23 protein-coding genes are annotated in these 23,256 nt (G+C 60.9%); 2 read left to right on the top strand and 21 right to left on the bottom strand.

The features are described from left to right. Nucleotides 1-72: 72 nt before the first annotated feature. From LCU97_RS19270 to LCU97_RS19205, 14 genes are all read right to left on the bottom strand, one after another. Nucleotides 73-711: a TetR/AcrR family transcriptional regulator gene (locus LCU97_RS19270; protein ID WP_053150184.1), complete on the bottom strand. Its 639-nt coding sequence runs from the start codon at nucleotides 709-711 to the stop codon at nucleotides 73-75. Between the two features lie 384 nt (nucleotides 712-1,095). After that, nucleotides 1,096-1,890 (bottom strand): TatD family hydrolase, encoded by a 795-nt coding sequence (locus tag LCU97_RS19265; RefSeq protein ID WP_232777491.1) that lies wholly within the window; start codon nucleotides 1,888-1,890, stop codon nucleotides 1,096-1,098. An 11-nt stretch (nucleotides 1,891-1,901) separates the two neighbouring features. Next, the gene (locus LCU97_RS19260; protein ID WP_053150179.1) at nucleotides 1,902-2,258 is read right to left on the bottom strand and encodes a PilZ domain-containing protein; all 357 of its coding nucleotides are present in this window, start codon (nucleotides 2,256-2,258) and stop codon (nucleotides 1,902-1,904) included. An 87-nt stretch (nucleotides 2,259-2,345) separates the two neighbouring features. Beyond that, complete coding sequence (locus LCU97_RS19255) at nucleotides 2,346-3,332, bottom strand: DNA polymerase III subunit delta' (RefSeq protein WP_232777490.1); 987 nt, start codon at nucleotides 3,330-3,332, stop codon at nucleotides 2,346-2,348. Next, nucleotides 3,325-3,957 carry a dTMP kinase gene (tmk, locus tag LCU97_RS19250; RefSeq protein ID WP_053150172.1) on the bottom strand — a complete coding sequence of 211 codons (633 nt, stop codon included), beginning with the start codon at nucleotides 3,955-3,957 and terminating at the stop codon, nucleotides 3,325-3,327. The genes LCU97_RS19255 and tmk overlap by 8 nt, the downstream gene beginning before the upstream one ends. Nucleotides 3,958-3,976: 19 nt before the next feature. Beyond that, entirely contained in the window at nucleotides 3,977-5,137 is a 1,161-nt protein-coding gene (gene mltG / locus LCU97_RS19245) for an endolytic transglycosylase MltG (RefSeq protein WP_053150168.1), read from the bottom strand. Nucleotides 5,138-5,140: 3 nt separating this feature from the next. After that, entirely contained in the window at nucleotides 5,141-5,956 is an 816-nt protein-coding gene (pabC, locus tag LCU97_RS19240; RefSeq protein WP_053150166.1) for an aminodeoxychorismate lyase, read from the bottom strand. After that, on the bottom strand, nucleotides 5,956-7,200 hold the full coding sequence (gene fabF, locus LCU97_RS19235; protein ID WP_053150163.1) for a beta-ketoacyl-ACP synthase II: 1,245 nt from the start codon (nucleotides 7,198-7,200) through the stop codon (nucleotides 5,956-5,958). The genes pabC and fabF overlap by 1 nt, the downstream gene beginning before the upstream one ends. A gap of 108 nt (nucleotides 7,201-7,308) precedes the next feature. Continuing rightward, the gene (gene acpP, locus LCU97_RS19230; RefSeq protein ID WP_053150160.1) at nucleotides 7,309-7,545 is read right to left on the bottom strand and encodes an acyl carrier protein; all 237 of its coding nucleotides are present in this window, start codon (nucleotides 7,543-7,545) and stop codon (nucleotides 7,309-7,311) included. 191 nt (nucleotides 7,546-7,736) lie between these two features. Next, nucleotides 7,737-8,480 carry a 3-oxoacyl-ACP reductase FabG gene (gene fabG, locus LCU97_RS19225; RefSeq protein WP_053150156.1) on the bottom strand — a complete coding sequence of 248 codons (744 nt, stop codon included), beginning with the start codon at nucleotides 8,478-8,480 and terminating at the stop codon, nucleotides 7,737-7,739. Nucleotides 8,481-8,495: 15 nt separating this feature from the next. Further along, on the bottom strand, nucleotides 8,496-9,434 hold the full coding sequence (fabD, locus tag LCU97_RS19220; protein ID WP_232777489.1) for an ACP S-malonyltransferase: 939 nt from the start codon (nucleotides 9,432-9,434) through the stop codon (nucleotides 8,496-8,498). Between the two features lie 123 nt (nucleotides 9,435-9,557). Continuing rightward, the gene (plsX, locus tag LCU97_RS19215; RefSeq protein WP_082339704.1) at nucleotides 9,558-10,568 is read right to left on the bottom strand and encodes a phosphate acyltransferase PlsX; all 1,011 of its coding nucleotides are present in this window, start codon (nucleotides 10,566-10,568) and stop codon (nucleotides 9,558-9,560) included. A 3-nt stretch (nucleotides 10,569-10,571) separates the two neighbouring features. After that, the gene (gene rpmF, locus LCU97_RS19210) at nucleotides 10,572-10,754 is read right to left on the bottom strand and encodes a 50S ribosomal protein L32 (RefSeq protein WP_003179396.1); all 183 of its coding nucleotides are present in this window, start codon (nucleotides 10,752-10,754) and stop codon (nucleotides 10,572-10,574) included. A gap of 13 nt (nucleotides 10,755-10,767) precedes the next feature. Further along, nucleotides 10,768-11,295, bottom strand: a complete 528-nt coding sequence (locus tag LCU97_RS19205) for a YceD family protein (RefSeq protein WP_053150148.1) — start codon at nucleotides 11,293-11,295, stop codon at nucleotides 10,768-10,770. Between the two features lie 105 nt (nucleotides 11,296-11,400). Here LCU97_RS19205 and LCU97_RS19200 point away from each other — a divergent pair, with 105 nt between their 5' ends. Then, nucleotides 11,401-11,979 (top strand): Maf family protein, encoded by a 579-nt coding sequence (locus LCU97_RS19200; RefSeq protein ID WP_232777488.1) that lies wholly within the window; start codon nucleotides 11,401-11,403, stop codon nucleotides 11,977-11,979. Nucleotides 11,980-12,043: 64 nt separating this feature from the next. Here the strand turns inward: LCU97_RS19200 and sppA are convergent, their stop codons facing one another. The 3 genes from sppA to rluC are packed head-to-tail and all read right to left on the bottom strand — an operon-like array spanning nucleotide 12,044 to nucleotide 14,662. Continuing rightward, complete coding sequence (gene sppA, locus LCU97_RS19195) at nucleotides 12,044-13,033, bottom strand: signal peptide peptidase SppA (RefSeq protein WP_053150142.1); 990 nt, start codon at nucleotides 13,031-13,033, stop codon at nucleotides 12,044-12,046. Between the two features lie 20 nt (nucleotides 13,034-13,053). Continuing rightward, on the bottom strand, nucleotides 13,054-13,716 hold the full coding sequence (locus LCU97_RS19190; RefSeq protein ID WP_232777487.1) for an HAD-IA family hydrolase: 663 nt from the start codon (nucleotides 13,714-13,716) through the stop codon (nucleotides 13,054-13,056). Continuing rightward, nucleotides 13,706-14,662 (bottom strand): 23S rRNA pseudouridine(955/2504/2580) synthase RluC, encoded by a 957-nt coding sequence (rluC, locus tag LCU97_RS19185; RefSeq protein ID WP_232777486.1) that lies wholly within the window; start codon nucleotides 14,660-14,662, stop codon nucleotides 13,706-13,708. The genes LCU97_RS19190 and rluC overlap by 11 nt, the downstream gene beginning before the upstream one ends. Nucleotides 14,663-15,359: 697 nt before the next feature. Between rluC and rne the strand changes: the two genes are divergently transcribed. Continuing rightward, nucleotides 15,360-18,536, top strand: coding sequence for a ribonuclease E (rne, locus tag LCU97_RS19180; protein ID WP_232777485.1), 3,177 nt, complete (start codon nucleotides 15,360-15,362; stop codon nucleotides 18,534-18,536). 147 nt (nucleotides 18,537-18,683) lie between these two features. Here the strand turns inward: rne and LCU97_RS19175 are convergent, their stop codons facing one another. The 4 genes from LCU97_RS19175 to LCU97_RS19160 are packed head-to-tail and all read right to left on the bottom strand — an operon-like array spanning nucleotide 18,684 to nucleotide 23,047. Continuing rightward, complete coding sequence (locus LCU97_RS19175; RefSeq protein ID WP_232777484.1) at nucleotides 18,684-19,274, bottom strand: nucleotidyltransferase family protein; 591 nt, start codon at nucleotides 19,272-19,274, stop codon at nucleotides 18,684-18,686. A 19-nt stretch (nucleotides 19,275-19,293) separates the two neighbouring features. Next, the gene (locus LCU97_RS19170) at nucleotides 19,294-20,265 is read right to left on the bottom strand and encodes an XdhC family protein (protein ID WP_232777483.1); all 972 of its coding nucleotides are present in this window, start codon (nucleotides 20,263-20,265) and stop codon (nucleotides 19,294-19,296) included. Beyond that, the gene (locus tag LCU97_RS19165; RefSeq protein WP_053150129.1) at nucleotides 20,265-22,580 is read right to left on the bottom strand and encodes a xanthine dehydrogenase family protein molybdopterin-binding subunit; all 2,316 of its coding nucleotides are present in this window, start codon (nucleotides 22,578-22,580) and stop codon (nucleotides 20,265-20,267) included. The genes LCU97_RS19170 and LCU97_RS19165 overlap by 1 nt, the downstream gene beginning before the upstream one ends. Then, nucleotides 22,577-23,047: a (2Fe-2S)-binding protein gene (locus LCU97_RS19160; protein ID WP_053150127.1), complete on the bottom strand. Its 471-nt coding sequence runs from the start codon at nucleotides 23,045-23,047 to the stop codon at nucleotides 22,577-22,579. The genes LCU97_RS19165 and LCU97_RS19160 overlap by 4 nt, the downstream gene beginning before the upstream one ends. Nucleotides 23,048-23,256 lie beyond the last annotated feature (209 nt).

The raw sequence follows: 23,256 nt of genomic DNA, 5'->3' as shown, positions 1-23,256 counted from the left end.
GTCCCATGCCTGAGTATATTACTGGGGCACTGCGCCATGTAAGCAGACATGGCGCTATCAGACAGGTGAATGTCAGTGGCTCGGGGCGTCGGTATCGCGCTTGCGCTTGTTGCCCATGCGTACGCCGATGTCCATCAGGAACTGGAAGAAGCCTTCCTGATCTTCCAGCACGTTGCTCCAGAATGGCGAGTGATACAGCGCCACCGCACCGTGCACCAACGCCCAGGCAGCGCAGTAGTGGAAATAAGGCGGCACATCTTCGAGCTTGCCTTCGCTGATCCGCCCCTTGATCAGCAAGGTCAGGCGATCGAAGTTCGAGGCGCGGATCTTGTGCAACTCCTCGACCATTTCCGGCACCTGGTTACCCTTGACGACCTTTTCTTCCAGGCGGTCAAACAAACGGTAGCGCTGCGGATCGCGCATGCGGAACTCGAAGTAGGCCCGGGACAGGGCTTCCTTGTCCTTGTCCACATCCGCCGAATGCAGCAGCTCGTTCAAATCGCGCTCATAGTCGAGCATCAGGCGCAGGTAGATCTCTGCCTTGGACTTGAAGTGTTTATAAATCGTGCCTTTGCCGATACCCACGGCATCCGCAATCATCTCGACGGTGACGCTGTCTTCACCCTGATCGAGGAACAACTTGAGCGCGGTGTCGAGAATTTCCTGCTCGCGGCGACGAAACTCACGGACCTTACGAGGTTCTTTGTGCATAAGAAAAAGGTCTGACAGGTCAAAATTCGAAGCCGGGTATTATGCCTAACTTACGTAAAAATGCACGGATCATCCGTTCCCGGCCACAGTTCTTCACAAAATCGTACGCATCTGTCTCCCCCGCGCCCTGCCCCACCGCGCCGCGCAGGCAAACATTGGCGACATGAGAACTTATCCGAAGCGAGCGTATTCCAAATTTGTTTAAAAACCACCTGGGCCAAACTGGACGCGTCCGCATACTGATCAATACTTGAACTGTCGGCGCGACATCTCCCCCAAGTGACGCGCCGATAAAGGTACCAAAGGACCGCGTGCCTTTGTTTTACTCCTAATGGTCTTAACCCGGATTCACCCCCCAGAACCCGGGTTTTTTTTGCTTGTCATTCAACCCCGTACCGAACGGACATGAGCCAACGGGAACAGCCGCTTGAAGTTTTCCGTCGTCTGCTCGGCGAACCGCTCGTAGGACTCGCCGCGCAACATTGCCAGGAACTCCGCCACTTCCCGGACGTACTGCGGCAGGTTCGGTTTACCGCGATACGGGATCGGCGCCAGGTACGGAGAATCGGTTTCCACCAGCAGGCGGTCGGCCGGCACTTTGCTGGCCACATCGCGCAAGGCATCGGCGTTGCGGAACGTGACAATACCGGACAGGGAAATGTAATAACCCATGTCCAGCGCGGCCTTGGCCATTTCCCAATCTTCGGTGAAGCAGTGCAGCACGCCAGCCTGTGAAAGCGCGGCATCGCGCAACAAGTCCAGGGTGTCGGCCCGAGCGCCTCGGGTATGGATAATCACCGGTTTTCCGGTCTGGCGTGCAGCCTCCAGATGCAGCCGGAACGACGCTTGCTGGACCTCGGCGGCCTCCGGTTCGTAGTGATAGTCGAGGCCGGTTTCGCCAATGGCAACTACCCGTGGATGGTCGAGCTCCTGCAACAGCCAGTCCAGTGCCGGCGCGGCGTCGGGCTGGACATCCAGGGGGTGGACACCCACCGAACAATCGACATCCTCATAACGCTCGGCCAGGACCTTGACGTCAGCGGCATTGTCGGCACTGACACCTATACACAGAAAGTGCCCGACGCCGCGCTGACGAGCCGCGTCCAGCGCAGCATCGAGGGAGCCGGCGTGGGCGGTAAGGTCGAGGCGGTCAAGGTGGCAATGGGAATCTACAAGCATAAGGAGTCAGGCTACATCGTATGGGTAGGACGGTCGGATTTCAGGGTTCCGGCCAGGTGGGTTTCGATTTGGTTGCGGGCAGCGTTGTCGCCCTCGTTGAACTGCACGCCAACGCCGGCGGCTCGATTGCCCTGGGCTCCCTTGGGCGTGAGCCAGATCACCTTGCCGGCGACCGGGATTTTCTCAGGCTCATCCATCAGGCTCAACAGCATGAACACCTCATCGCCCAGGCGATAATGCTTGTTGGTGGGAATGAACAGGCCGCCATTCTTGATAAAGGGCATGTAGGCGGCATACAGCACCGATTTGTCCTTGATGGCCAGGGACAGGATGCCGTTGCGTGGACCGGGACTGACAGGTTCGTTCATGCTGATCTCCGCTTCGATTGAGCTGAGTCTAGACTTTTCGTACAACGCCCAGGAGAACCTCACCGGTTTTCCTTCAGCCGAAGCCTGTCAGTTTCGATCCGGCAGACTCGCCCATTGCACCAACAGGGCTTCAAGCAGAAGCACTCGGTTGAGATTCGCCTTGCTCAGTACCTTCTGACGTTGGGCAAGTATCCAGTCCTGGATGTTCAAGATTTTGTCCCGGCTGCTCTTTTGCGCCAGGTACTGAATCACCTTGCGCATGTCCGCAAGCCCCAGGCCGGACTGATCGTCGGTGAGCTGGTAGCGCAGGATCAGGTTCGACCAATCGCAGAACCAATCGAACAGCAACAGTAGCGGGACGGCGTTCCAGCCCTCGGCCAGTTGCGTGGGGGATTGCTGGTGCTTGAGGAGCTTTTTCACCCCGTCCACCACCAGGGCCCGCTGCTCACGTATACCCTGGGCCTGAAGACTGACGGCGGCCAGGGGCGAACCGGCGGCCAGGGTCAGCAACTCGACCCGCTCATCCTCGGTGCTTTCAGGCAGGGCCTGGGCCAGCCATTGCATGCTCATCGCCTCGCTCGGCAACGGACAGGCCTGCTGCACGCAACGGCTCTTGATGGTCGGCAGCAAGCGACTCGGCTGGTGGCTGACCAGCAACAGCACGGTATCGCCCGACGGCTCTTCAAGGCTCTTGAGCAAAGCGTTGGCCGCATTGATGTTCATCGATTCGACCGGTTCGATCAGCACTACCTTGCGCCCGCCCAGTTGCGCGGTCTGGACCACGAAACTGACCAGATCGCGGACCTGGTCGACCTTGATCGCCTTGTCTGCCTCTTCTGGCTCCAGTACATAATTGTCGGGATGGCTACCAGCCTTGAGTAACAGGCAGGACTTGCACTCACCGCATGCCTCCGAGGCCACGGGGTGCTGGCACAACAGGCTGGCCATCAAACGTTCCGCCAGCGCCCGCTTGCCGATACCGGCCGGGCCATGCAGCAGGTAGGCATGGGCATGCTGGGCACGGCCGGCCAATTGCTGCCATAGCGCGTCCTGCCAGGGGTAGGCTTCAGCCACGGACACGCTCCAGCAGACCTGGCAACAGGTCATTCAGCGACTGCTGAACCCGGGCCAGCGGTTGCGCGGCATCGATCAACAGGTAACGCGATGGATCGGCCTTGGCGCGGCTCAGAAAGGCGTTGCGTACGGCATTGAAGAACGCCTCGCCTTCCAGTTCGAAGCGATCCAGCCGGCCGCGGGCACTGGCGCGGGCCAGGCCGATCTCCACCGGCAGATCGAACACTAGCGTCAGGTCCGGCCTCAGCTCGCGCTGGACAAAATTTTCCAGTGTCGCGATGCGCTCCAGGGACAATCCACGGCCGCCGCCCTGATAGGCATAGGTCGAATCGGTGAAGCGATCGCAGAGCACCACCGCACCGCGAGCCAGTGCCGGACGAATCACCTCGGACAGATGCTGCGCCCGGGCAGCGAACACCAGTAGCAGCTCGGTGTCCGGGTTCATGATTTCGTCCGCCGGGGTCAACAGCACCTCGCGAATCCGCTCCGCCAGCGGCGTACCACCGGGCTCGCGTGTCAAGACGACCTCGATGCCCGCCGCCTGCAGACGTTCGGCCAGGTATTCGCGGTTAGTGCTCTTGCCGGCGCCTTCCGGGCCTTCCAGCGTTATAAACAAGCCAGTCACGGGCAGTCCTTAATCAGAGTCATTGCGGGCTCGGTGGCTCGCTGGCATTCGGCTCGGGGGCCGGCTGCTGCGCAGGTACCTGGGGCACGGCTTCAGGCGCCGTGTCGGGCGATGCGGCGGGGACAGGTGCAGTCTCATCCAGCGTAGCTGGCGCCGGACTGGAGCGATAATCGGCGCGACGCTTGAGCTGATACTCACGCACCGCATTGTTATGCGCCTCCAGAGTGTCGGAGAACACGTGGCTGCCATCGCCGCGGGCAACGAAGTAAAGACTGCTTCCCGGCGCCGGATTCAATGCGGCATGAATCGCTTCGCGCCCCACCATCGCAATCGGCGTCGGGGGCAAGCCAGGGACCATATAAGTGTTGTATGGGTTCTCTTCTTTCAAATGCGCACGGGTGAGCTTGCCGGTATAGCGTTCGCCCAGACCATAAATCACCGTAGGGTCGGTCTGCAGCAACATACCCATGCGCAGTCGGCGCACAAACACACCGGCAATCTGGCCTCGCTCCTGTGGCACGCCGGTTTCCTTTTCCACGAGCGATGCCATGATCAACGCCTGATAAGGCTGGGTGTAGGGCACATCGGCAGAGCGTTCGGCCCACTCCCTGGCCAGCACTTCTTCCAGCCGGCCATAGGCTTGATTCAGCAGGTCGGCGTCAGAAGTCCCGCGCACGAAACGATAGGTGTCAGGAAAAAAACGCCCTTCGGGAAACACACCGGAATGGCCAAGACGATCCATGACCTCGCTGTCGCTGAGGCCGGTCAGGGTCTGCTGGAGCTTTTCATCCTTGGCCAGCGCCGCACGAACCTGGCGGAAATTCCAGCCTTCCACCAGCGTCACGCTGTACTGCACCACTTCGCCACGCTTCCATACGGCGATCAGCCCGTCCATCGTCATGCCGGGGACCATCCGGTATTCGCCAGCATGCAAGGGCTGACCGGCGAGATTGAAGCGCCAATATACTCTGAGCCAGAACGCGTCCCTGATCAGACCTTCGGCCTCGAGGCGCTTGAGGGTGGCGGTCGGAGTGGTCCCGCTGGGAATATCCAGCAGCTCTTCCTGGGTAATGTTCAGCGGCTGCTGCAGCGCCGAATGAATCTTCCAGGCAGAGGCGCCCCACAACAGCCCTGCCAGAACCAGTCCGGTTTCCAGCAGCAGCAAGAATTTACGTCTCACGAATCAAACATCCAATAACGCGCGGGCAAGGGTCTGCAGTTTACGGGTGAGCGGCCCGGTCGACCAGCGCGCCGAACCGTATGCGCATACCGGCCACACGCCATAAACGCTGTTACAGACAAAAACCTCATCAGCCCGGTACAACTGCTCGAGATCAACATCGGTAATCTGCGTAGCGATGCCTTGGGATTGGGCCTGAAACAACAATTCAGCGCGCATTACCCCGGCCACGCCGCAGCGACTCAGGTCGGGCGTAATCAAGACGCCATTGCACACCAGAAACAGGTTGCTGAACACACCTTCGATCACGCGTCCGGAAGTATCCAGCATCAGCCCTTCGGCATGCTCCGGACCGCCCCATTCAGCGCGGGCCATCACCTGTTCGAGGCGGTTGAGGTGCTTGAGACCGGCAAGCAAAGGCTGCTCGGACAAGCGCGTGGCGCAAGGAAACAGGGAAACACCCTGCTCGGCATGCGCGCCGGGATAAGCGGCCGGGGGGCTGCCTTGCAGGATGCGCCGGGTCGGGGCCGAAGGGGTAGCGGCATAGCCACGCTGGCTATCGCCCCGGGTCACGATCAGCTTCATCACACCTTGCCCCAGCCGTTGCGCATAGGCCTGCAACTCGGCGCTCAATGCAGCCATGTCGACATCGAGCCCCAACCGCTGGCACCCCAGCCCCAGGCGTTGCAGGTGGCGCTCCAGCAGCACGGGTACGCCGGCGCGTACGGCGATGGTTTCAAACAACCCATCGCCATAAGCCAGGCCGCGATCCCTCAGCGACAAAACGTCGGCCGGCTGACCGTCGACCCAGCTATCCATCAACCTGCGAACCGGCGGAACACCAGCGAGCCGTTGGTCCCGCCAAAGCCAAAGGAGTTGGATATCACCACGTCGATGTCCATGCCACGGGCGGTATGCGGTACGAAGTCCAGGTCGCAGCCCTCGTCCGGCTCATCGAGGTTGATGGTCGGCGGCGCGACCTGGCTGTTGATCGCCAGTACGCTGAAGATCGCCTCCACCGCACCTGCAGCTCCCAACAGATGGCCGGTCATGGACTTCGTCGAGCTGACAGCCAGCTTGTAGGCATGCTCACCGAACACAGTCTTGATCGCCTGGGCTTCGGCCAGGTCGCCGGCCGGGGTCGAGGTCCCATGGGCATTGATGTACTGGACCTGATCGGCGTTGACCTTCGCGTCCCGCAGGGCATTGGCAATACAACGGGCAGCACCGGCGCCGTCGGCCGGAGGCGAGGTCATGTGGTAGGCATCGCCACTGGTACCGAAGCCGATAAGTTCGGCATAGATCGTGGCACCACGGGCCTTGGCATGCTCAAGCTCTTCGAGCACCAATGCACCGGAACCGTCGGAGAGCACGAATCCATCACGGCCCTTGTCCCATGGACGGCTGGCGCGGGTCGGCTCGTCGTTGCGGGTCGACAGCGCACGGGACGCACCAAAGCCCCCCATGCCCAGGCCACACGCCGCCATCTCGGCACCGCCGGCGATCATCACGTCAGCTTCGTCGTACATGATGTTGCGGGCAGCCATGCCGATACAGTGAGTGCCCGTGGTGCAGGCCGTGGCAATGGCGTAGTTGGGTCCTTGCACACCCAGATGGATGGACAGGAAACCGGAGATCATGTTGATAATCGAGCCTGGCACGAAGAACGGCGATATCCGCCGCGGACCCGAATCGTGCAATGTACGGCTGGTTTCTTCGATATTGGTCAAACCGCCAATACCTGAGCCCATGGCGACGCCAATACGCTCACGGTTGGCATCGGTGACCTCCAGGCCAGCGTTACGCACCGCCTGGAACCCGGCCGCCAGGCCGTATTGAATGAACAGGTCAAGCTTGCGGGCTTCCTTGACCGACAGGTATTCCTCGACATTGAAACCCTTTACCGAGCCGCCAAAACGGGTGGAATAGGCAGAAAGGTCGGTGTGTTCGATCAGACCAATGCCACTACGGCCAGCCAGAATGCCCTGCCAACTGCTCGGCACATCCGTGCCCAGTGGCGACAACATACCCATACCGGTGACTACGACGCGTCTACGCGACACAGCACTCTCCTTTTTCTAATGACGACTTTGCATCAGGCCTAAAGAAAAAACCGCACGCCGTAATGGCAGTGCGGTTTTTCCATGACAGCTAGCGACGACTAAAAACGATTACGCGTGGTGGGCAGTAACGTAGTCGATGGCAGCTTGTACAGTAGTGATCTTCTCAGCTTCTTCGTCAGGAATCTCGGTCTCGAATTCCTCTTCCAGAGCCATCACCAGCTCAACGGTGTCAAGGGAGTCGGCACCCAGGTCTTCAACGAAGGAAGCAGTGTTGATGACTTCTTCTTCCTTGACGCCCAGTTGCTCGGCAACGATTTTCTTGACGCGCTCTTCGATGGTGCTCATACCTTGTTTTCACTCCTAATGGACAAATTCAGGCAGCTGGCCGGAGGCTAAGTGTATAGAAAGACTTTTCGGTTTTTCAACCGAAAGCTTGCCCCTCGAACCCTGACGGCCCGCCGCCTATAAATAAGTTGCAGCTTTATAACGGATTTTAGACAGCTCGTATGACATTTTTTTGAAGCAATCCGTCACATTTAACTCATATACATCCCGCCGTTCACCGGGATTGTAGCCCCCGTGACGTATGCCGCAGCGTCGGATGCAAGAAAAGCCACCACGGATGCGATTTCTTCAGCCTGCCCCAGACGCCCCAGCGGAATTTGTGTCAACAAGGCTTCACGCTGCGCTTCAGGCAATTCGCGGGTCATGTCGGTATCGATGAAACCCGGGGCTACCGAGTTTACCGTAATCGACCGTGAGCCCACTTCGCGCGCCAGCGCACGGCTGAAACCTTCCAGACCGGCCTTGGCCGAAGCATAGTTTACTTGGCCTGCGTTGCCCATGGCACCCACAACCGAGCCGATGTTGATAATACGACCCCAACGGGCCTTGGTCATGCCGCGCAGAACGCCCTTGGACAGCCGGTACAGGCTGTTCAGGTTGGTATCGATCACGTCGAACCATTCGTCATCTTTCATGCGCATCATCAGATTATCACGGGTGATACCGGCGTTATTGACCAGGATCGCCGGGACACCGAACTGCTCCTGGATAGCTGCCAGCACCGCCGTAACGGACTCATCGCTGGTGACATTCAGCTCAAGACCAGTGCCTTGAATGTCGTTTTCCTTCAGGGTCGCGGCGATACGCTCGGCGCCCGAAGCGGAAGTCGCAGTACCAACGACGATGGCGCCTTGGCGACCCAGTTCCAGAGCAATGGCCTGGCCGATGCCACGACTTGCACCGGTCACCAGTGCAACTTTACCTTGCAGACTCATGCAAGTTTCTCCTGTTCAGGCCTGCGCTGCACGAGCGGCAGCGAAAGCGTCTGGGGTATTGAGGTTGGATGTCGATACGCCTTCGGCGCAGCGTTTGTTCAGACCGGCCAGCACCTTGCCCGGGCCGCACTCGACCAACTCGGTCGCACCCTTGGCCGCCAGGGTCTGCACCGTTTCGACCCAGCGAACCGGCTTGTAGAGCTGCTCCAGCAAATCGCGCTTGAGGCTTTCGAGGTCCGGCGCCACATTGGCGCTGACGTTCTGTACCACGGGAATCTGCGGAACCTGCCAATCGATGGCGGCAATGGATTCGGCAAAGCGCTCGGCTGCAGGGCGCATCAGCTCACAGTGCGAGGGCACGCTGACCGGCAACGGCATGGCACGCTTGGCCCCACGCGCCTTGCAGCCCTCGATGGCACGATCCACGGCCGCCTTGGCCCCGGCGATCACCACCTGGCCAGGCGAGTTGAAGTTCACCGCGCTGACCACATCGCCTTGCGCCGCTTCGGCACAGGCCGCCAGCACATCGGCGTCTTCCAGGCCGAGAATCGCAGCCATGCCGCCTTGTCCGGCCGGGACGGCTTCCTGCATCAATTGGCCACGACGCTCCACTAGCTTTACCGCGTCGCCGAGACTCAAGCTGCCGGCTGCCACGAGGGCGCTGTACTCACCCAGGCTATGGCCGGCAACGAACGCAGGGCGCGCACCGCCTTCAGCCAGCCACAGGCGCCAGAGCGCGATCGAGGCCGTCAGGATGGCCGGCTGGGTCTTGTCGGTTTGATTGAGTAGCTCTTCGGGCCCTTGCTGGGTCAGTGCCCACAAGTCATAGCCGAGTGCGTCGGACGCTTCTTTGAATGTTTCGAGGACCAGCGGATATTGCGCGCCCAGTTCGGCCAGCATGCCGAGGGACTGCGAGCCCTGTCCTGGAAAGACGAATGCGAGGGAAGCAGACATGAAAACAAAGCCCCTAATGATCTTGTCGTCAAAAATTGACGCCCCTGGGGGCGCTAGGAAACTGACAATTGGATGGTGGGTTGAACCGACCGGTCACATTTAAGCATTGTCGGACGAAAACGCCTAAGGTAACAAATCTTCGAGGCGACCATGAAGGCGCTCGGGCAGGTTTTCCTGTATTTCGATCACCGCACGGTTGATGGCACTTTGAAAACCCTGCACCCCGGCGGACCCGTGACTCTTGATCACGATGCCCTGCAATCCGAGGAAACTTGCACCGTTATGCCTCGCCGGCGCCAGATCAGCCTGCAGACGTCGCATCAGGGGCAGCGCCAGGGCACCCACCAGCCGGGAGGCCAGGCTTTGCCGGAACAAGGTCTCGATGCGCTCACTGATCATGATCGCCAGCCCCTCGCTGGACTTGAGCAGGATATTGCCAACGAAGCCGTCGCACACGACCACGTCCGCCTCGCCCCGGTACAAGCCGTCGCCCTCCACAAAGCCGATGTAGTTGATCCCGCGCGCACCCTGCAACAGAGTGGCGGCCAACTTGACCTGCTGGTTGCCCTTGATGTCTTCGGTACCGATGTTCAACAGTGCTACGCGGGGGCGTACGATACCCAGCGTTTCAGCGGCCACCGAGCCCATGACCGCGAATTGCAGCAGATGCTCGGCACTGCAATCGACGTTGGCCCCCAAATCCAGCAACTGACAGAAACCGCGCCGGGTCGGTATTGCCGCAACCATTGCCGGCCTGTCGATCCCCGGAAGCGTCTTGAGCACGTAACGCGACAGCGCCATCAAGGCGCCTGTATTCCCAGCGCTCACACAGGCCTGAACCTTGCCATCGCGCAGCAACTCCAGAGCCACTCGCATCGATGCATCGGGCTTGCCCCGCAGCACCTGGGCAGGTTTTTCGTCCATGGCAATAATTTCAGACGCAGGAGTAATCGTCAGGCGCGCACGATCCACAGCCGGCTGGCCGTTGAGCATTTCTTCCAGGAGGGAGGGTTGACCGACAAGGGTCAGGTGCAGCGAGGGCGTAGCATTCAGGCAAGCAAGACTGGCCTGAACAATGCTGCGGGGACCGAAGTCCCCGCCCATTGCGTCAATCGCGATGACTTGAGCGGACAAGGATTACTCGTCAGCGCCCTTGTCGATCACTTTGCGACCACGGTATACGCCTTCTGGCGATACGTGGTGACGCAGGTGAACTTCACCGGTGGTTTTTTCTACAGACAGAGTGCTAGCCTCGAGAGCGTCGTGCGAACGGCGCATGTCACGGGCAGAGCGGGATTTTTTGTTCTGCTGAACAGCCATAATTGATTAACTCCTAAACGTTTGGGTCACGCTTTAACTGCGCCAATACACTGAACGGGTTGGACCGCGTTACCTCGTCCTCGCTCGGCTCGGGCTCATCTGCTCCCGCCGGCTGCTGGCATTCTTCCGGATGATGAGCAGGCACAATGGGCAAGGCGAGCAAAAGCTCATCCTCGATCAGCGCCTGCAGATCCAAAGGATCTTCGCCCAGTTCCAGCACGTCATAGCCTTTCGGCAACGACTGGGTATTCGCACCCTCCTTCACCACGGCGTAACTGCACTCGCTGTGGATCGGCAGGGTGACCAGCTCAAGACAACGCTGGCAAACCATTTTGACTTCAGTGTCGATAAAACTGTGGATCACCACAGATTTACGTTCATCTCGTTCAAAAACGAATTTGGCCTGGACCGTTCCGATATCGTCGGAAAGCGGGTCGCAGAGTCTCTTCAAATCGGCCAGCGGCAGTTCACCTTGAAGGGTGGTGCCACGGTCAGCCAATTTGCGCGGGTCAACGTGAGGTGGAATCGGGTCATTCAACATAGGCGCAGCATTATAGGGATGCACCCGGCCATGTCAAAGGAAATTCAGCCCTGTCCGTCACCGGTGCGCCTCGCTAGAATTCGCCCCTGCCCTTTGGAGATGTCCATGCTGCCTTTATTACTTGCCTCCAGCTCGGCCTATCGCCGGGAATTGCTCGACCGCCTGGGACTACCATTCGTCTGCCGCTCGCCGGATATCGACGAAAGCCAGCACCCAGGCGAACCCGCCGTGGAACTGGTGAAACGCCTGGCCCGGGAGAAAGCCCAGGCACTGGCGGACAGCCATCCAGCCCACCTGATCATCGGATCGGACCAGGTCGCAATACTCGGCGAGCGCATACTGGGCAAGCCCCACACCTTCGAGAAAGCCCGCGAACAACTGCTGGCCGCCAGCGGCACCCAGGTTACGTTCCTGACAGGCCTGGCACTGCTCAACAGCCAGACCGGAAATTGTCAGGTCGATTGCGTACCTTTTACCGTCAACATGCGCACGCTGGACCCGGAACGCGTCGAACGCTATCTGCTAATCGAACAACCCTATGACTGCGCCGGAAGCTTCAAGGCCGAAGGCTTGGGGGTCAGCCTGTTCGAAAGCACTCATGGCCCGGACGCCACCAGCCTGATCGGCCTGCCGCTGATTCGTCTTGTGGACATGTTACTGGCCGAGGGCGTGCAGATCCCCTGAGCAGGGCGATTGAACCCCCCCCTCCCGCAGTGGCTCCTCCCCAGGAGTCCCCCCCCCAAAGGGCTCAGCGCAGCGCAGGCCCCTGGAAGCCCATCCACATTGCCAGATGCTCGGCGACGCTCGCGCCCAGCTTCTTCGAGAAGCGGTCGATCGGCGACTCTTCGATGGTGAAATCCACCAACTCCTTCTGGCCAATCACATCCCGCGCCACCGAACTGGCACTGCCCAACCCATCGATCAAACCCAACGACAGTGCCTGCTCTCCGGACCAGACCAGACCGGAGAACAGTTCTGGATGCTCCTTGTCCTTGAGTCGCTCACCCCGCCCTTTCTTGACGCTGGCAATGAATTGTTTATGGGTGGTGTCCAGCACACCCTGCCAGAACGCAGTTTCCTCGGGCTTTTGCGGCTGGAATGGATCAAGGAACGATTTGTGCTCGCCGGCGGTGTACACCCTGCGCTCGATACCCAGCTTGTCCAGCGTCTCGACGAAACCATAACCGGCTGCGGTCACACCAATGGACCCCACCAGACTGGCCTTGTCGGCATAGATCTGGTCTGCCGCACTGGCAATGTAATAGGCACCAGAGGCACCAAGATCGGAAATTACCGCATAAACCTTGATTTCCGGGTGCGCCGCACGCAAACGGACGATCTCATCGTAGACATAGCCCGCCTGCACGGGGCTGCCACCCGGACTGTTGATACGCAGCACCACACCCTTGACCTTCGAATCCTCGAACGCCGCCCGCAAGCTGCCGATGATGTTATCCGCACTGGCAGTCTCCTTGTCGGCAATCATGCCCTCGACATCGATCACCGCGGTATAGGCCGAACCGCCTCCCGGGCTCTTCTTCATCTCGATCGCCTGAATGAACAGCGACAACGCAACAAACAGGTAAATAAAAGTCAGCGATTTGAAGAAAATCCCCCAACGGCGAGCGCGGCGCTGCTCCTGCACCCCGGCCAGCAGGGTCTTCTCCAGCAGCTTCCAACTCTTGTCGTCACCGTTATCAGCGCTTGCCTTGGCCGGTGCCTTCCATTCATCGGTCATACATGCATCCCCAACAGACTTTAATCGGCACCCCGGCACAGCCAGGCGTGCAATTCAGGAAAATGATCGATCGACAGTTGCGGCTCGAACGCCCGTAGCGCCTCGATCGTCTGCGCGCCGTAGCTGACCGCCACCGACCCCATGCGGGCATTACGCGCCATCTGCAGATCGAACGACGAATCCCCCACCATCAGTGCCTGTTCCGGGCGCGCGTCGCAGTGGGCCAGGATCTGTTCGAGCATCAGCGGATGAGGTTTGCTGGCCGTTTCGTCGGCGGCGCGAGTGATATCGAAATAATCCTCCCAACCATGGGCCTTCAACACCCGATCCAAGCCACGACGAGCCTTCCCGGTGGCAACAGCCAGTTGATACCCTTCCGCCCTCAACGCCTGAAGCGTATCCACCACACCCTCGAACAACGGCGAAGGCTCAGCTTCCAGCGCGATGTAATGGTCGGCGTAATGCTGCCGGAAGAGCACCAACTCTTCGTCGCTGATCTCTGGATACAGACTGCGAATCGCTTCCGGCAAGCCGAGACCGATAATGCCCTTTACCGCATAGTCGTCACGCCTGGCAACGCCCGTACGATCGGATGCGGCATGCATCGACTCAACGATCCGACCGATGGAATTGGCCAGAGTGCCGTCCCAATCGAAAATCAGCAGCTTGTAGTCAGGGTGCACTCAACCGCTCCACGGTTCTGGCCCACATTTCATCCACTGGCGCCTGTAACTTCAACTCACCCCCATCGGGCAGCGGCACAGTGAGCATGTAAGCATGGAGGAAAAGACGCTTGCCGCCCAGATCACGGATTTCCCGGGTGAAATCGTCGTCCCCGTATTTGGGGTCACCGGCAATGCAATGCCCGGCGTGCAGCGTATGCACGCGAATCTGGTGGGTGCGACCGGTGATCGGCTTGGCCTCGATCATGGTGGCGAACTCGCCGAATCGACGCAGCACCTTGAATACGGTCAATGCGTCCTTGCCCTCATCATTGACTTCGACCATGCGCTCGCCGGAACGCAGGTTGCTCTTGAGCAGTGGCGCACGCACCTGCTTGATGGACGTCGCCCAGTGACCACGGACCAGCGCCATGTAGCGCTTGTCGACACCATCGCCACGCAGCTGCTCGTGCAGGTGGCGCAACATACTGCGCTTTTTGGCGATCATGAGCAGGCCCGAGGTATCGCGATCCAGACGATGGACCAATTCCAACTCCTTGGCATCGGGGCGCAACTGACGAAAGGCTTCGATCACGCCGAAATCCAGGCCGCTACCACCGTGAACCGCAATGCCCGCGGGCTTGTTGATCACGATCAGGGCTTTGTCTTCGTAGATGATCGCAGCCTCAAGGCGTTGCAACAGGCCTTGGGCAACCGGCACCGGCTCATCGCGCTCAGGCACGCGAACCGGCGGCACGCGCACGATATCACCGGCCTGGAGCTTGTATTCGGGCTTGATCCGGCCCTTGTTCACGCGCACCTCACCCTTGCGCAAAATGCGGTAGATCAAGGTCTTGGGCACGCCTTTGAGTCGGGCCAGGAGAAAATTATCGATTCGTTGGCCGGCATATTCCGGCGAGACCTCGAGCAGTTGAACGCCAGGGGTCGAAGGGGCAGTAGTCGTCATGGCGGCGATCATAACAATTTTTTATGGAATTGAAGCACTTAATCATTGCTGCTATAGTCGCGAACGCCGCCAAAAGTGGCTGGACAGCGGACCAGCGGTCAAAAACCGGCCCTGACCAACGCAATTCACGAGGACGAGAGGCCGTCCTACGGGGCTTTTGCTACGTATCGGCAGAGTTTGCAGGTGTAACGAGCGCAGGTGACATGAGGCCTGAAATACGCCGCGAAGCAGAGTTTTGACTCGCCTTGCGTGCCACATTCACGGCCAGTTCACAAAGTGCAGTCAGTTGCGAACGACCCCGGGCGAAAGCTTCGGAAACAACGCCTAATTAGCCATGATGCGTGACCTCCCCTTCCGGAGCTCACGGTAAATGCCAACCCGCTGCGGATTCTGCGCGCGGCAGCACCCGAATTATCAGGGATACGTGTAGGGTGGAGATGTACAACCGTCGGACTGTGTAGCACTAGGCTTATATATAGACGCTTCATCTCGTCCACAGGCGCCGGTTGATTCCTCCTCCTGACTGAGTGCTTGAGTACCAGCAAGCAGGACGCGTCCGTCGCGACTCCGCCCTCATCGGGCCGGACTCGCTGGACACTGGAGTGGTCAGCCACTTCCATGACGCACCTGACACCGACCGTGAGAAGTCGTGTGTGCCGAACGCCGTTTCCGGCAGCCCGGAAACCGACGGTACTACATGAAAAGAATGCTGATTAACGCAACTCAACCCGAAGAGTTGCGTGTTGCACTGGTAGACGGCCAGCGCCTCTACGACCTGGATATCGAATCCGGTGCACGCGAGCAGAAGAAGGCCAACATCTATAAAGGCCGGATTACTCGCATCGAACCAAGCCTTGAGGCTGCCTTTGTCGATTTCGGCTCCGAGCGCCACGGCTTCCTGCCCCTCAAAGAAATCTCCCGCGAATACTTCAAGAAGGCCCCCGAAGGTCGCGTCAATATCAAGGACGTCCTGAGCGAAGGCCAGGAAGTCATCGTCCAGGTCGAAAAGGAAGAGCGTGGCAACAAGGGCGCCGCCCTGACCACCTTCATCAGCCTCGCCGGCCGTTACCTGGTCCTGATGCCCAACAACCCGCGTGCCGGTGGCATTTCCCGCCGCATCGAAGGCGAAGAACGCAACGAACTGCGTGAAGCCCTCAATGGCCTGGTCGCCCCGGCCGACATGGGCCTGATCGTTCGCACCGCCGGCCTGGGCCGCAGCAGCGAAGAAATGCAGTGGGACCTCGACTACCTGCTGCAGCTGTGGACCGCCATCAAGGAAGCTTCGCTGGATCGCTCCGCGCCGTTCCTGATCTACCAGGAAAGCAACGTCATCATCCGCGCCATCCGCGACTACCTGCGCCAGGACATCGGCGAAGTGCTGATCGACAGCGTCGAAGCCCAGGACGAAGCCCTGACCTTCATTCGCCAGGTGATGCCGCAGTACGCCAGCAAGATCAAGCTCTACGAAGACAGCGTCCCGCTGTTCAACCGCTTCCAGATCGAAAGCCAGATCGAGACCGCGTTCCAGCGCGTCGTCGAACTGCCGTCCGGCGGCTCCATCGTCATCGATCCGACCGAAGCCCTGGTGTCCATCGACATCAACTCGGCCCGCGCCACCAAAGGCAGCGACATCGAAGAAACCGCCCTGCAGACCAACCTGGAAGCAGCCGAGGAAATCGCCCGTCAGTTGCGCCTGCGTGACATCGGCGGCCTGATCGTCATCGACTTCATTGACATGACCCCGGCCAAGAACCAGCGCGCCGTGGAAGAAAAAGTCCGTGAGTGCCTGGAAGCCGACCGCGCCCGCGTGCAGGTTGGCCGCATCTCGCGTTTCGGCCTGCTGGAGATGTCCCGTCAGCGCCTGCGTCCTTCCCTGGGTGAAAGCAGCGGCATCGTCTGCCCACGCTGCAACGGCACCGGCATCATCCGTGACGTCGAGTCGCTGTCCCTGGCGATCCTGCGCCTGATCGAAGAAGAAGCCCTGAAAGACCGCACCGCCGAAGTCCGTGCCCAGGTGCCGATCCCGGTGGCCGCTTTCCTGCTCAACGAAAAACGCAACTCGATCACCAAGATCGAACTGCGCACCCGGGCCCGCATCGTCATTCTGCCGAACGATCATCTCGAGACGCCGCACTTCGAAGTCCAGCGCCTGCGCGACGACAGCCCGGAAGCCCACACCAACCAGTCCAGCTACGAGATCGCCGCTGCCGCCGCCGAAGTGGAAGACGTCCAGCCAGCCGCCGCCACCCGCACCCTGGTTCGCCAGGAAGCTGCCGTCAAGACCGCTCCGGCCCGTGCAAACGCTCCAGTACCGACCGAAGTCGCCGCACCGGCACCCGCACCGGTCGCTGCGCCTGAACCAAGCTTGTTCAAGGGGCTGGTGAAGTCCCTGGTCAGCCTGTTCGCCACCAAGGAAGAGCCGGCCGCGCCAGTCGCTGTCGCCAAACCTGCAACCGAACGCCCTGCCCGCAACGAAGAGCGTCGCAACGGTCGTCAACAGACCCGTAACCGCAACGGTCGTCGTGATGAGGAGCGCAAGCCTCGTGAAGAACGTGCCCCGCGTGAAGAGCGCGCACCACGTGAGCCACGTGAAGAACGCCAGCCACGCGAGCTTCGTGAAGAAGCACCTGCCGTAGCCCGCGAAGAACGCGCACCACGCCCACCGCGTGAGGAGCGTCAACCACGTGCTCCACGCGAGGATCGCAAGCCACGTGGCGAGCGCGAAGAGCGTGTTCGTGAACTGCGCGAGCCGCTGGATGCCGCCCCTGCCGCTGCCGCTGAAGAGCGTCCGGCTCGCCAGCCTCGCGAAGAACGCGCACCACGTCCTCCGCGTGAAGAGCGTCAGCCACGGGCCGAACAGGCCGCCGCTGCCAGCGAAGACGAAGTACTGAACACCGAGGAGCAGTTGCAGGAAGACGGTCACGACACCGCTGAAGGTGATCGTCCACGCCGCCGCTCCCGTGGCCAGCGTCGTCGCAGCAACCGTCGCGAGCGTCAACGCGATGCCAACGGTAACGTGATCGAAGGTTCGGAAGAGTCCGGCGTCACCGAGGCGCCAAGCGCTGCGGACCTGGCCGCCGGCCTGGCCGTCACTGCCGCGGTAGCCAGCAGCACCGTCAGTGCCCCGGCCGAAGCCCAGGCCAACGAACAGGCCGAACGCGCCACCGCCGCTGTGGAAAACGCGCCAGTGGAAACCCCAGTGGTCGAAGCCACCACGCCAGTCGAAGCCACCGCTTCGCCGGAAGTGGAAGTCGCACCGGTTCGTGAAGCCCAGCCTGAAGCCGAATCCGCCGCCGAACCGGCGCCGGTCGTCGAGCAACCTGTAGTTGCCGTTGAAGCTGAGCCTGTGGTCGAAACGCCGGCCGAGGAAAAAGCACCGGAGCCGGTACGCGAGGAGCAGACCGCGTTCAACTGGAATCCGGAGCCTGCTGCGCCGGCACCGGTTGTCGAACCAGAGCCGACGCCGGAGCCCGTGAAGGCGGTCGAGCCAGCGCCTGTTGTCGAAGCTCCAACGGTTGCCGAGGTACAGACACCAGTCGCAGTACCTGCACCGGTCAGCGCCCTGACCCCGAACGGTCGTGCGCCGAACGATCCACGTGAAGTGCGTCGTCGCAAACGTGAAGCCGAACGTCTGCAGAAGGAAGCCGAACTGGCCGCCGCTGCTGCCGCCCAGGCACCGGTCGCCGAGCCTGCCCCGGTAGTTGAAGCCGCCGAGGCGCCTCCTGCCCCGGTCGCTGAAACCGCTGCCGAGCCTGCTCCGGCTGAATCGGCGCCTGCGCACGACGAGCCTCAGCATTCCGTGGAAGCTGAAGAAGTTGCACCGCGCCACACCCCGGCCCTGGAAAAAGAGCACGAGCCTAAACCTCACGCCTGATTCCATCGCCCGATAAAAAGCCCCGCCTGGTAACACCCGGCGGGGCTTTTTTATGTCAGTCGGACCGAGTCACCCTCATCGCGAGCAAGCCCGCTCCCACAGAGGACTCGTGTGTATTGCCAGTCCCATAGAGATTCGAGGCGCTTATCAGTTGAAGGTCAACGCTTCGGGTACGTCGACGTCCCAGGTCACACCTGGATCATCCACGCTCACCTCGACCACTTGCGCCCCGGCAAACAACGCCTTAGCGCCGCGATCTCCGGTCAGAGCCATCAACCCGGGACCAAAGGCACGGCCAAAACCCACGGGATGTCCATACTCACCGGCGAGCATTGGTACACAAATACCCTCTTCACGAATCCCCAATGCCACCCGTTCTATGCTCGATGGCAGAATAAATGGCATATCGCCCAGCAGGATCAGCCAACCATCCTGATCCGGGCAAGCCTGGACCCCAGCCGCGATACTATCTCCCAGACCCGGCGAGTCCAGCTCGACAATATCGCACCCATACGCCTGGGCCATGCGAATGGCCTGGGGCCGCCCTTCACGGGTGACCAGCACGCGCTTTGCCAGTGAGGCAGGCACATTCACCAACACGTGCTCGATCACCGAGCGCACGGAGCCATCACGCCCCGCGCAATCGGCCAGCAATTTATCCTTGTCAGGACCTGCAACCTGCCGAAAACGGTTGCCCAATCCGGCCGCCACAATGATCACGCCAATGGAATCGGCCATGTACCCTCCTTGCAGCACATTACAACGGTTTTTTCTGCCGAAGCTCCACGCCGTTCTTGATGGCCACGATTTCGGCCAGCAGCGACAAGGCGATCTCCGCCGGGGTGTGGCTGCCGATGTGCAAGCCGATCGGACCATGCAACCGTTCGATGGCCTGTGCTGACAAGCCTAGCTGAGCCAGATTATCCCGGCGCTTCTGGCTGTTGACCCGCGAACCCAGGGCCCCGACATAGAACGCCTTCGAATCCAGGGCTGTCAGCAGCGCCATGTCGTCCAGGCGCGGATCATGGGTCAAGGCGACAATGGCCGTGCGTTCGTCGGTCTGGATACTCAACACCGCTTCGTCGGGCATCCCTGAGACGAAACGCCCGTGCTGCTCTTCCCAGCCATAGACAAACTCCTTGCGGGGATCACAGATCAGCACTTCGAAATCCAGCAACCGGGCCATTTCCGCCACGTAACGGGACAGTTGCCCGGCGCCGATCAGCAGCAGCCGCCAACGCGGGCCATAAATGGCCCGCAGCGTCTGGCCGTCAAACACCAATGCATCGCTTTTGCTGGCGGGGGCCAGGGTCACGCTGCCGGTGGCGACGTTCAATTCACGTGCGACAATCTCATGGGCTTCGCAACGCTCCAACAGCTCGGCGACCCATTGCGGATCGCCGACCCGCTCTTCGGTCAGGCGCAGGGTGCCGCCGCACGGCAGGCCAAAGCGCGCGGCCTCTTCGCGGGTGACACCGTAGGTGATGAGCTGTACCGGCGGGCCATCCGCCGGGATGCGGCCGTCGTGCAGCCGGGCGATCAAGTCGTCCTCGACACAACCGCCCGACACGGAGCCAATCACCACGCCATCCTCCCGCAGGGCCAGCATTGCTGCCGGCGGTCTCGGCGCGGTGCCCCAGGTCTGGACCACGGTAAACAGCACCACTCGCTGCCCGGCGCGGCGCCATTGGAGCACGCTGCGCAGGACGTTCAGGTCAACGCTGTCCATCAGGCCTTGGCCTGTTGCCAGCCTTGCAGCTGGTAACGTACAGGCAGGTTGCGGATGCGCTTGCCGGTCGCGGCAAATATCGCATTGCACAGGGCAGGCGCAATCGGTGGCACGCCCGGCTCACCGACACCGCCCAACGGCACGTCGCCTGGCGGCGTCACCAGATGCACGGTCACTTCCTTGGGCGCCAGGGACATGCGCGCCACTTCGTACATATGGAAGTTATCCTGCTGCACCTTGCCATCCTTGAAGCTGATCTCTCCCACCATCGCATTGCCCAGGCCCATGACGCAGGCCCCTTCGAACTGAGAACGGATGCGTTCGGGATTGATCTGCGGACCGCAGTCCACCGCGATGTTGGCCTTTTGCACGATCACCGTGCCGTCTTCCCTGACTTCCACTTCGATCGCCGCCGCTACGTAGGTGACGAAGCTGTAATGTACCGCCAGTCCAAGACCACGCCCCTTGGGCAGCTGCTGCCCCCAGCCAGCCGCCTCGGCGACGGTTTCCAGCACCGTGCGGATCCGTGCCGTATCGATGGGATAACGCTCGGGGGATTCACCGTAGTTCCATTCCTCGCTCAAGGTACGGGGATCGATCTTGCGATCCGGTCCCAGCAATTTGAGGTGATACTTCAACGGGTCTTCTCCAGCCTTGTGAGCCAGTTCATCGATGAAACTCTGGATTGCAAAGCCATGGGGAATGTTAGACACCGAGCGGTACCAGCCCACCCGGGTATGGGCAGTCGCTTCGGGGTTTTCCAGGCGCAGGTTGGGAATCGCATAGGCCATGTTGGTAACGCCCATGCCCAGTTCGAACGGCGCTTCGTGGGTCATGTCCGGTGCGAACAGCGCGGTGATGCTGGGGGCCACAGTGCGATGCAGCCAGCCGGACGGCATCCCGTCCCGGCTCAGACCGGCCTTCAGGTATTCGACCGATACCGTATGGAAATAAGAGTGATGGATGTCATCCTCCCGAGTCCACTGCACCCGGATCGCCTGGCCGGGAAACTCCTTGGCCAGCACGGCCGCTTCTAGGACGAAGTCGGGCTTGGATTTGCGCCCGAAACCGCCGCCCAGCAGTGTGATGTTCACCGTGACTTTCTCGAAGGGGATCCCCAGACGCTCGGCAATGCGCTCACGAGTGACCTGAGGGGCCTGGCTCGGTGCCCAGGCTTCGCACTGGCCATCCTTGAATCGGGCGACGGCGACCATGGGCTCCATCGGCGATTGGGACAGATGCGGCAGATAATACGTCGCTTCCAGGGTCGAGTCGGCCTTCGTCAGCGCGTCGTCTATGTCACCGGTATTGCGTACGACCTTGCCGGGCTTGAGGGCCGCGGCTTCGAGTTCCTTGCGATAGGCACCGGACTCATAGCCGGCATTCGGGCCATCGTCCCATTCGATTTTCAGCGCCTCGCGCCCCTTGATCGCCGCCCAGGTATTCTTCGCCACCACCGCCACGCCACCCAGGGGCTGGAACTCCGAAGGCAACGGCCGGCCTTCGATCTGCACCACCTTGAGCACGCCCGGTACCTTCAGCGCCGCGCTGCTGTCGACGGTCTTGACCTTGCCACCATAGACCGGCGGGCGCGCCACGACGGCGTAGAGCATGCCGTCGAAATGCACGTCGGCGCCGAATACGGCACGACCGTTGACGATGTCCGCGCCGTCGATGGCCCGGCTCGCCTCCTTGCCAATGTAGCGAAACTCCGATGGCTGCTTGAGGCGCAAGCCATCGCGGGCCGGTACCGGCAAGGCACTGGCCGCGGCCGCCAGCTCACCGTAACCCAGTTGTCGACCGGAAGGCTGGTGAACCACGTTGTGCAGCTGGGCGCGGCACTCGCCCACCGGAACCTTCCACTGCGCGGCGGCGGCCTGCTCCAGCATGGTCCTGGCGGCGGCCCCGCAGCGACGCATCGGCTCGTACCAATGGCGCATGCTTCGCGAGCCATCGGTGTCCTGGTTGCCGAAGCGCACCTCATCGGCCGGGGCCTGCTGCACCTTCACCCGAGCCCAATCAGCGTCCAGTTCATCGGCCACCACCATGGTCAGGCTGGTGCGCACACCCTGGCCCATTTCCGAGCGGTTGCAGATCACCGTCACAGTGCCATCGCCAGCAATGCTCACGTACACCTTGGGGTCATCGACTGCGCCATGCGGCATGCCCTCGGCGCCAAATTTCTTATCTTCGGCGAAGGCGTCCGGCAGCCCCCAGCTGGCGGCCAGTACCAGCACACCCGTGGCGCTGGCGCCTTTGAGAAAACCGCGGCGGCTGAGGTTGCTCAGTACGAAATCATCGGGCAAACGGCTCATGCCTTGGCCTCCTTCAGATGCGTGGAAGCCTGCCGGATCGCGGTCTTGATCCGGTTGTAGGTGCCGCAGCGGCAGATATTTCCGACCATGGCTTCTTCGATCTGCTCATCGCTCGGGTTGGGATTGCGCTTGAGCAAGGCCGTCGCGGACATGATCTGCCCGCCCTGGCAATAACCGCACTGGGCCACGGCGGTATCGAGCCAGGCCCTCTGGACGACTTGCCCGATCGGGTCGGCATGGAGCTCGTCGATGGTGCTGATGTTCTGCCCTTTCACCGAACCGATCGGCGTGATGCAGCTGCGCGCCGGGGCGCCGTCGATGTGGATGGTGCACGCACCACACAAGCCCATGCCGCAGCCGAATTTGGTGCCGTTGTAACCGGCCACATCCCGGATCGCCCACAGCAGCGGCATGTCCTCGGTCACATCCAGTTGATGATCTTTTCCATTGAGTTTCAGGGTAATCATGGGCACGCCCGCATAGTTATCGAGTTATGGGGTCGAGCAATCTGCCGCTTGGGTAACGGTTCGGTTGTCGCAGACTGGCTCAGGCTGATCGGCTCTCTTATGCGGACACGCAGGTGTCTGCACCGGGCCTTCGGGATGCGATGGTCGCATCGTCAGCGAGCTAAATTAACCCAGGATCAAGCAAAACGCCCTGCACAATCCTGCACAAA

Source organism: Pseudomonas uvaldensis (genome assembly GCF_021271205.1).
Lineage (GTDB): Bacteria > Pseudomonadota > Gammaproteobacteria > Pseudomonadales > Pseudomonadaceae > Aquipseudomonas > Aquipseudomonas uvaldensis.
Note: the sequence above shows the minus strand (reverse complement) of the source record. Positions and strands in the feature narration are given on the sequence as shown.

What these genes read in the sequence shown, in the direction of transcription:
- LCU97_RS19270 (WP_053150184.1), bottom strand. Translation starts at nt 711, where the DNA reads ATGCACAAAGAACCTCGTAAGGTCCGTGAGTTTCGTCGCCGCGAGCAG.
- LCU97_RS19265 (WP_232777491.1), bottom strand. Translation starts at nt 1,890, where the DNA reads ATGCTTGTAGATTCCCATTGCCACCTTGACCGCCTCGACCTTACCGCC.
- LCU97_RS19260 (WP_053150179.1), bottom strand. Translation starts at nt 2,258, where the DNA reads ATGAACGAACCTGTCAGTCCCGGTCCACGCAACGGCATCCTGTCCCTG.
- pabC (WP_053150166.1), bottom strand. Translation starts at nt 5,956, where the DNA reads ATGGATAGCTGGGTCGACGGTCAGCCGGCCGACGTTTTGTCGCTGAGG.
- acpP (WP_053150160.1), bottom strand. Translation starts at nt 7,545, where the DNA reads ATGAGCACCATCGAAGAGCGCGTCAAGAAAATCGTTGCCGAGCAACTG.
- fabG (WP_053150156.1), bottom strand. Translation starts at nt 8,480, where the DNA reads ATGAGTCTGCAAGGTAAAGTTGCACTGGTGACCGGTGCAAGTCGTGGC.
- fabD (WP_232777489.1), bottom strand. Translation starts at nt 9,434, where the DNA reads ATGTCTGCTTCCCTCGCATTCGTCTTTCCAGGACAGGGCTCGCAGTCC.
- rpmF (WP_003179396.1), bottom strand. Translation starts at nt 10,754, where the DNA reads ATGGCTGTTCAGCAGAACAAAAAATCCCGCTCTGCCCGTGACATGCGC.
- LCU97_RS19205 (WP_053150148.1), bottom strand. Translation starts at nt 11,295, where the DNA reads ATGTTGAATGACCCGATTCCACCTCACGTTGACCCGCGCAAATTGGCT.
- LCU97_RS19200 (WP_232777488.1), top strand. Translation starts at nt 11,401, where the DNA reads ATGCTGCCTTTATTACTTGCCTCCAGCTCGGCCTATCGCCGGGAATTG.
- sppA (WP_053150142.1), bottom strand. Translation starts at nt 13,033, where the DNA reads ATGACCGATGAATGGAAGGCACCGGCCAAGGCAAGCGCTGATAACGGT.
- rluC (WP_232777486.1), bottom strand. Translation starts at nt 14,662, where the DNA reads ATGACGACTACTGCCCCTTCGACCCCTGGCGTTCAACTGCTCGAGGTC.
- rne (WP_232777485.1), top strand. Translation starts at nt 15,360, where the DNA reads ATGAAAAGAATGCTGATTAACGCAACTCAACCCGAAGAGTTGCGTGTT.
- LCU97_RS19175 (WP_232777484.1), bottom strand. Translation starts at nt 19,274, where the DNA reads ATGGCCGATTCCATTGGCGTGATCATTGTGGCGGCCGGATTGGGCAAC.
- LCU97_RS19170 (WP_232777483.1), bottom strand. Translation starts at nt 20,265, where the DNA reads ATGGACAGCGTTGACCTGAACGTCCTGCGCAGCGTGCTCCAATGGCGC.
- LCU97_RS19165 (WP_053150129.1), bottom strand. Translation starts at nt 22,580, where the DNA reads ATGAGCCGTTTGCCCGATGATTTCGTACTGAGCAACCTCAGCCGCCGC.
- LCU97_RS19160 (WP_053150127.1), bottom strand. Translation starts at nt 23,047, where the DNA reads ATGATTACCCTGAAACTCAATGGAAAAGATCATCAACTGGATGTGACC.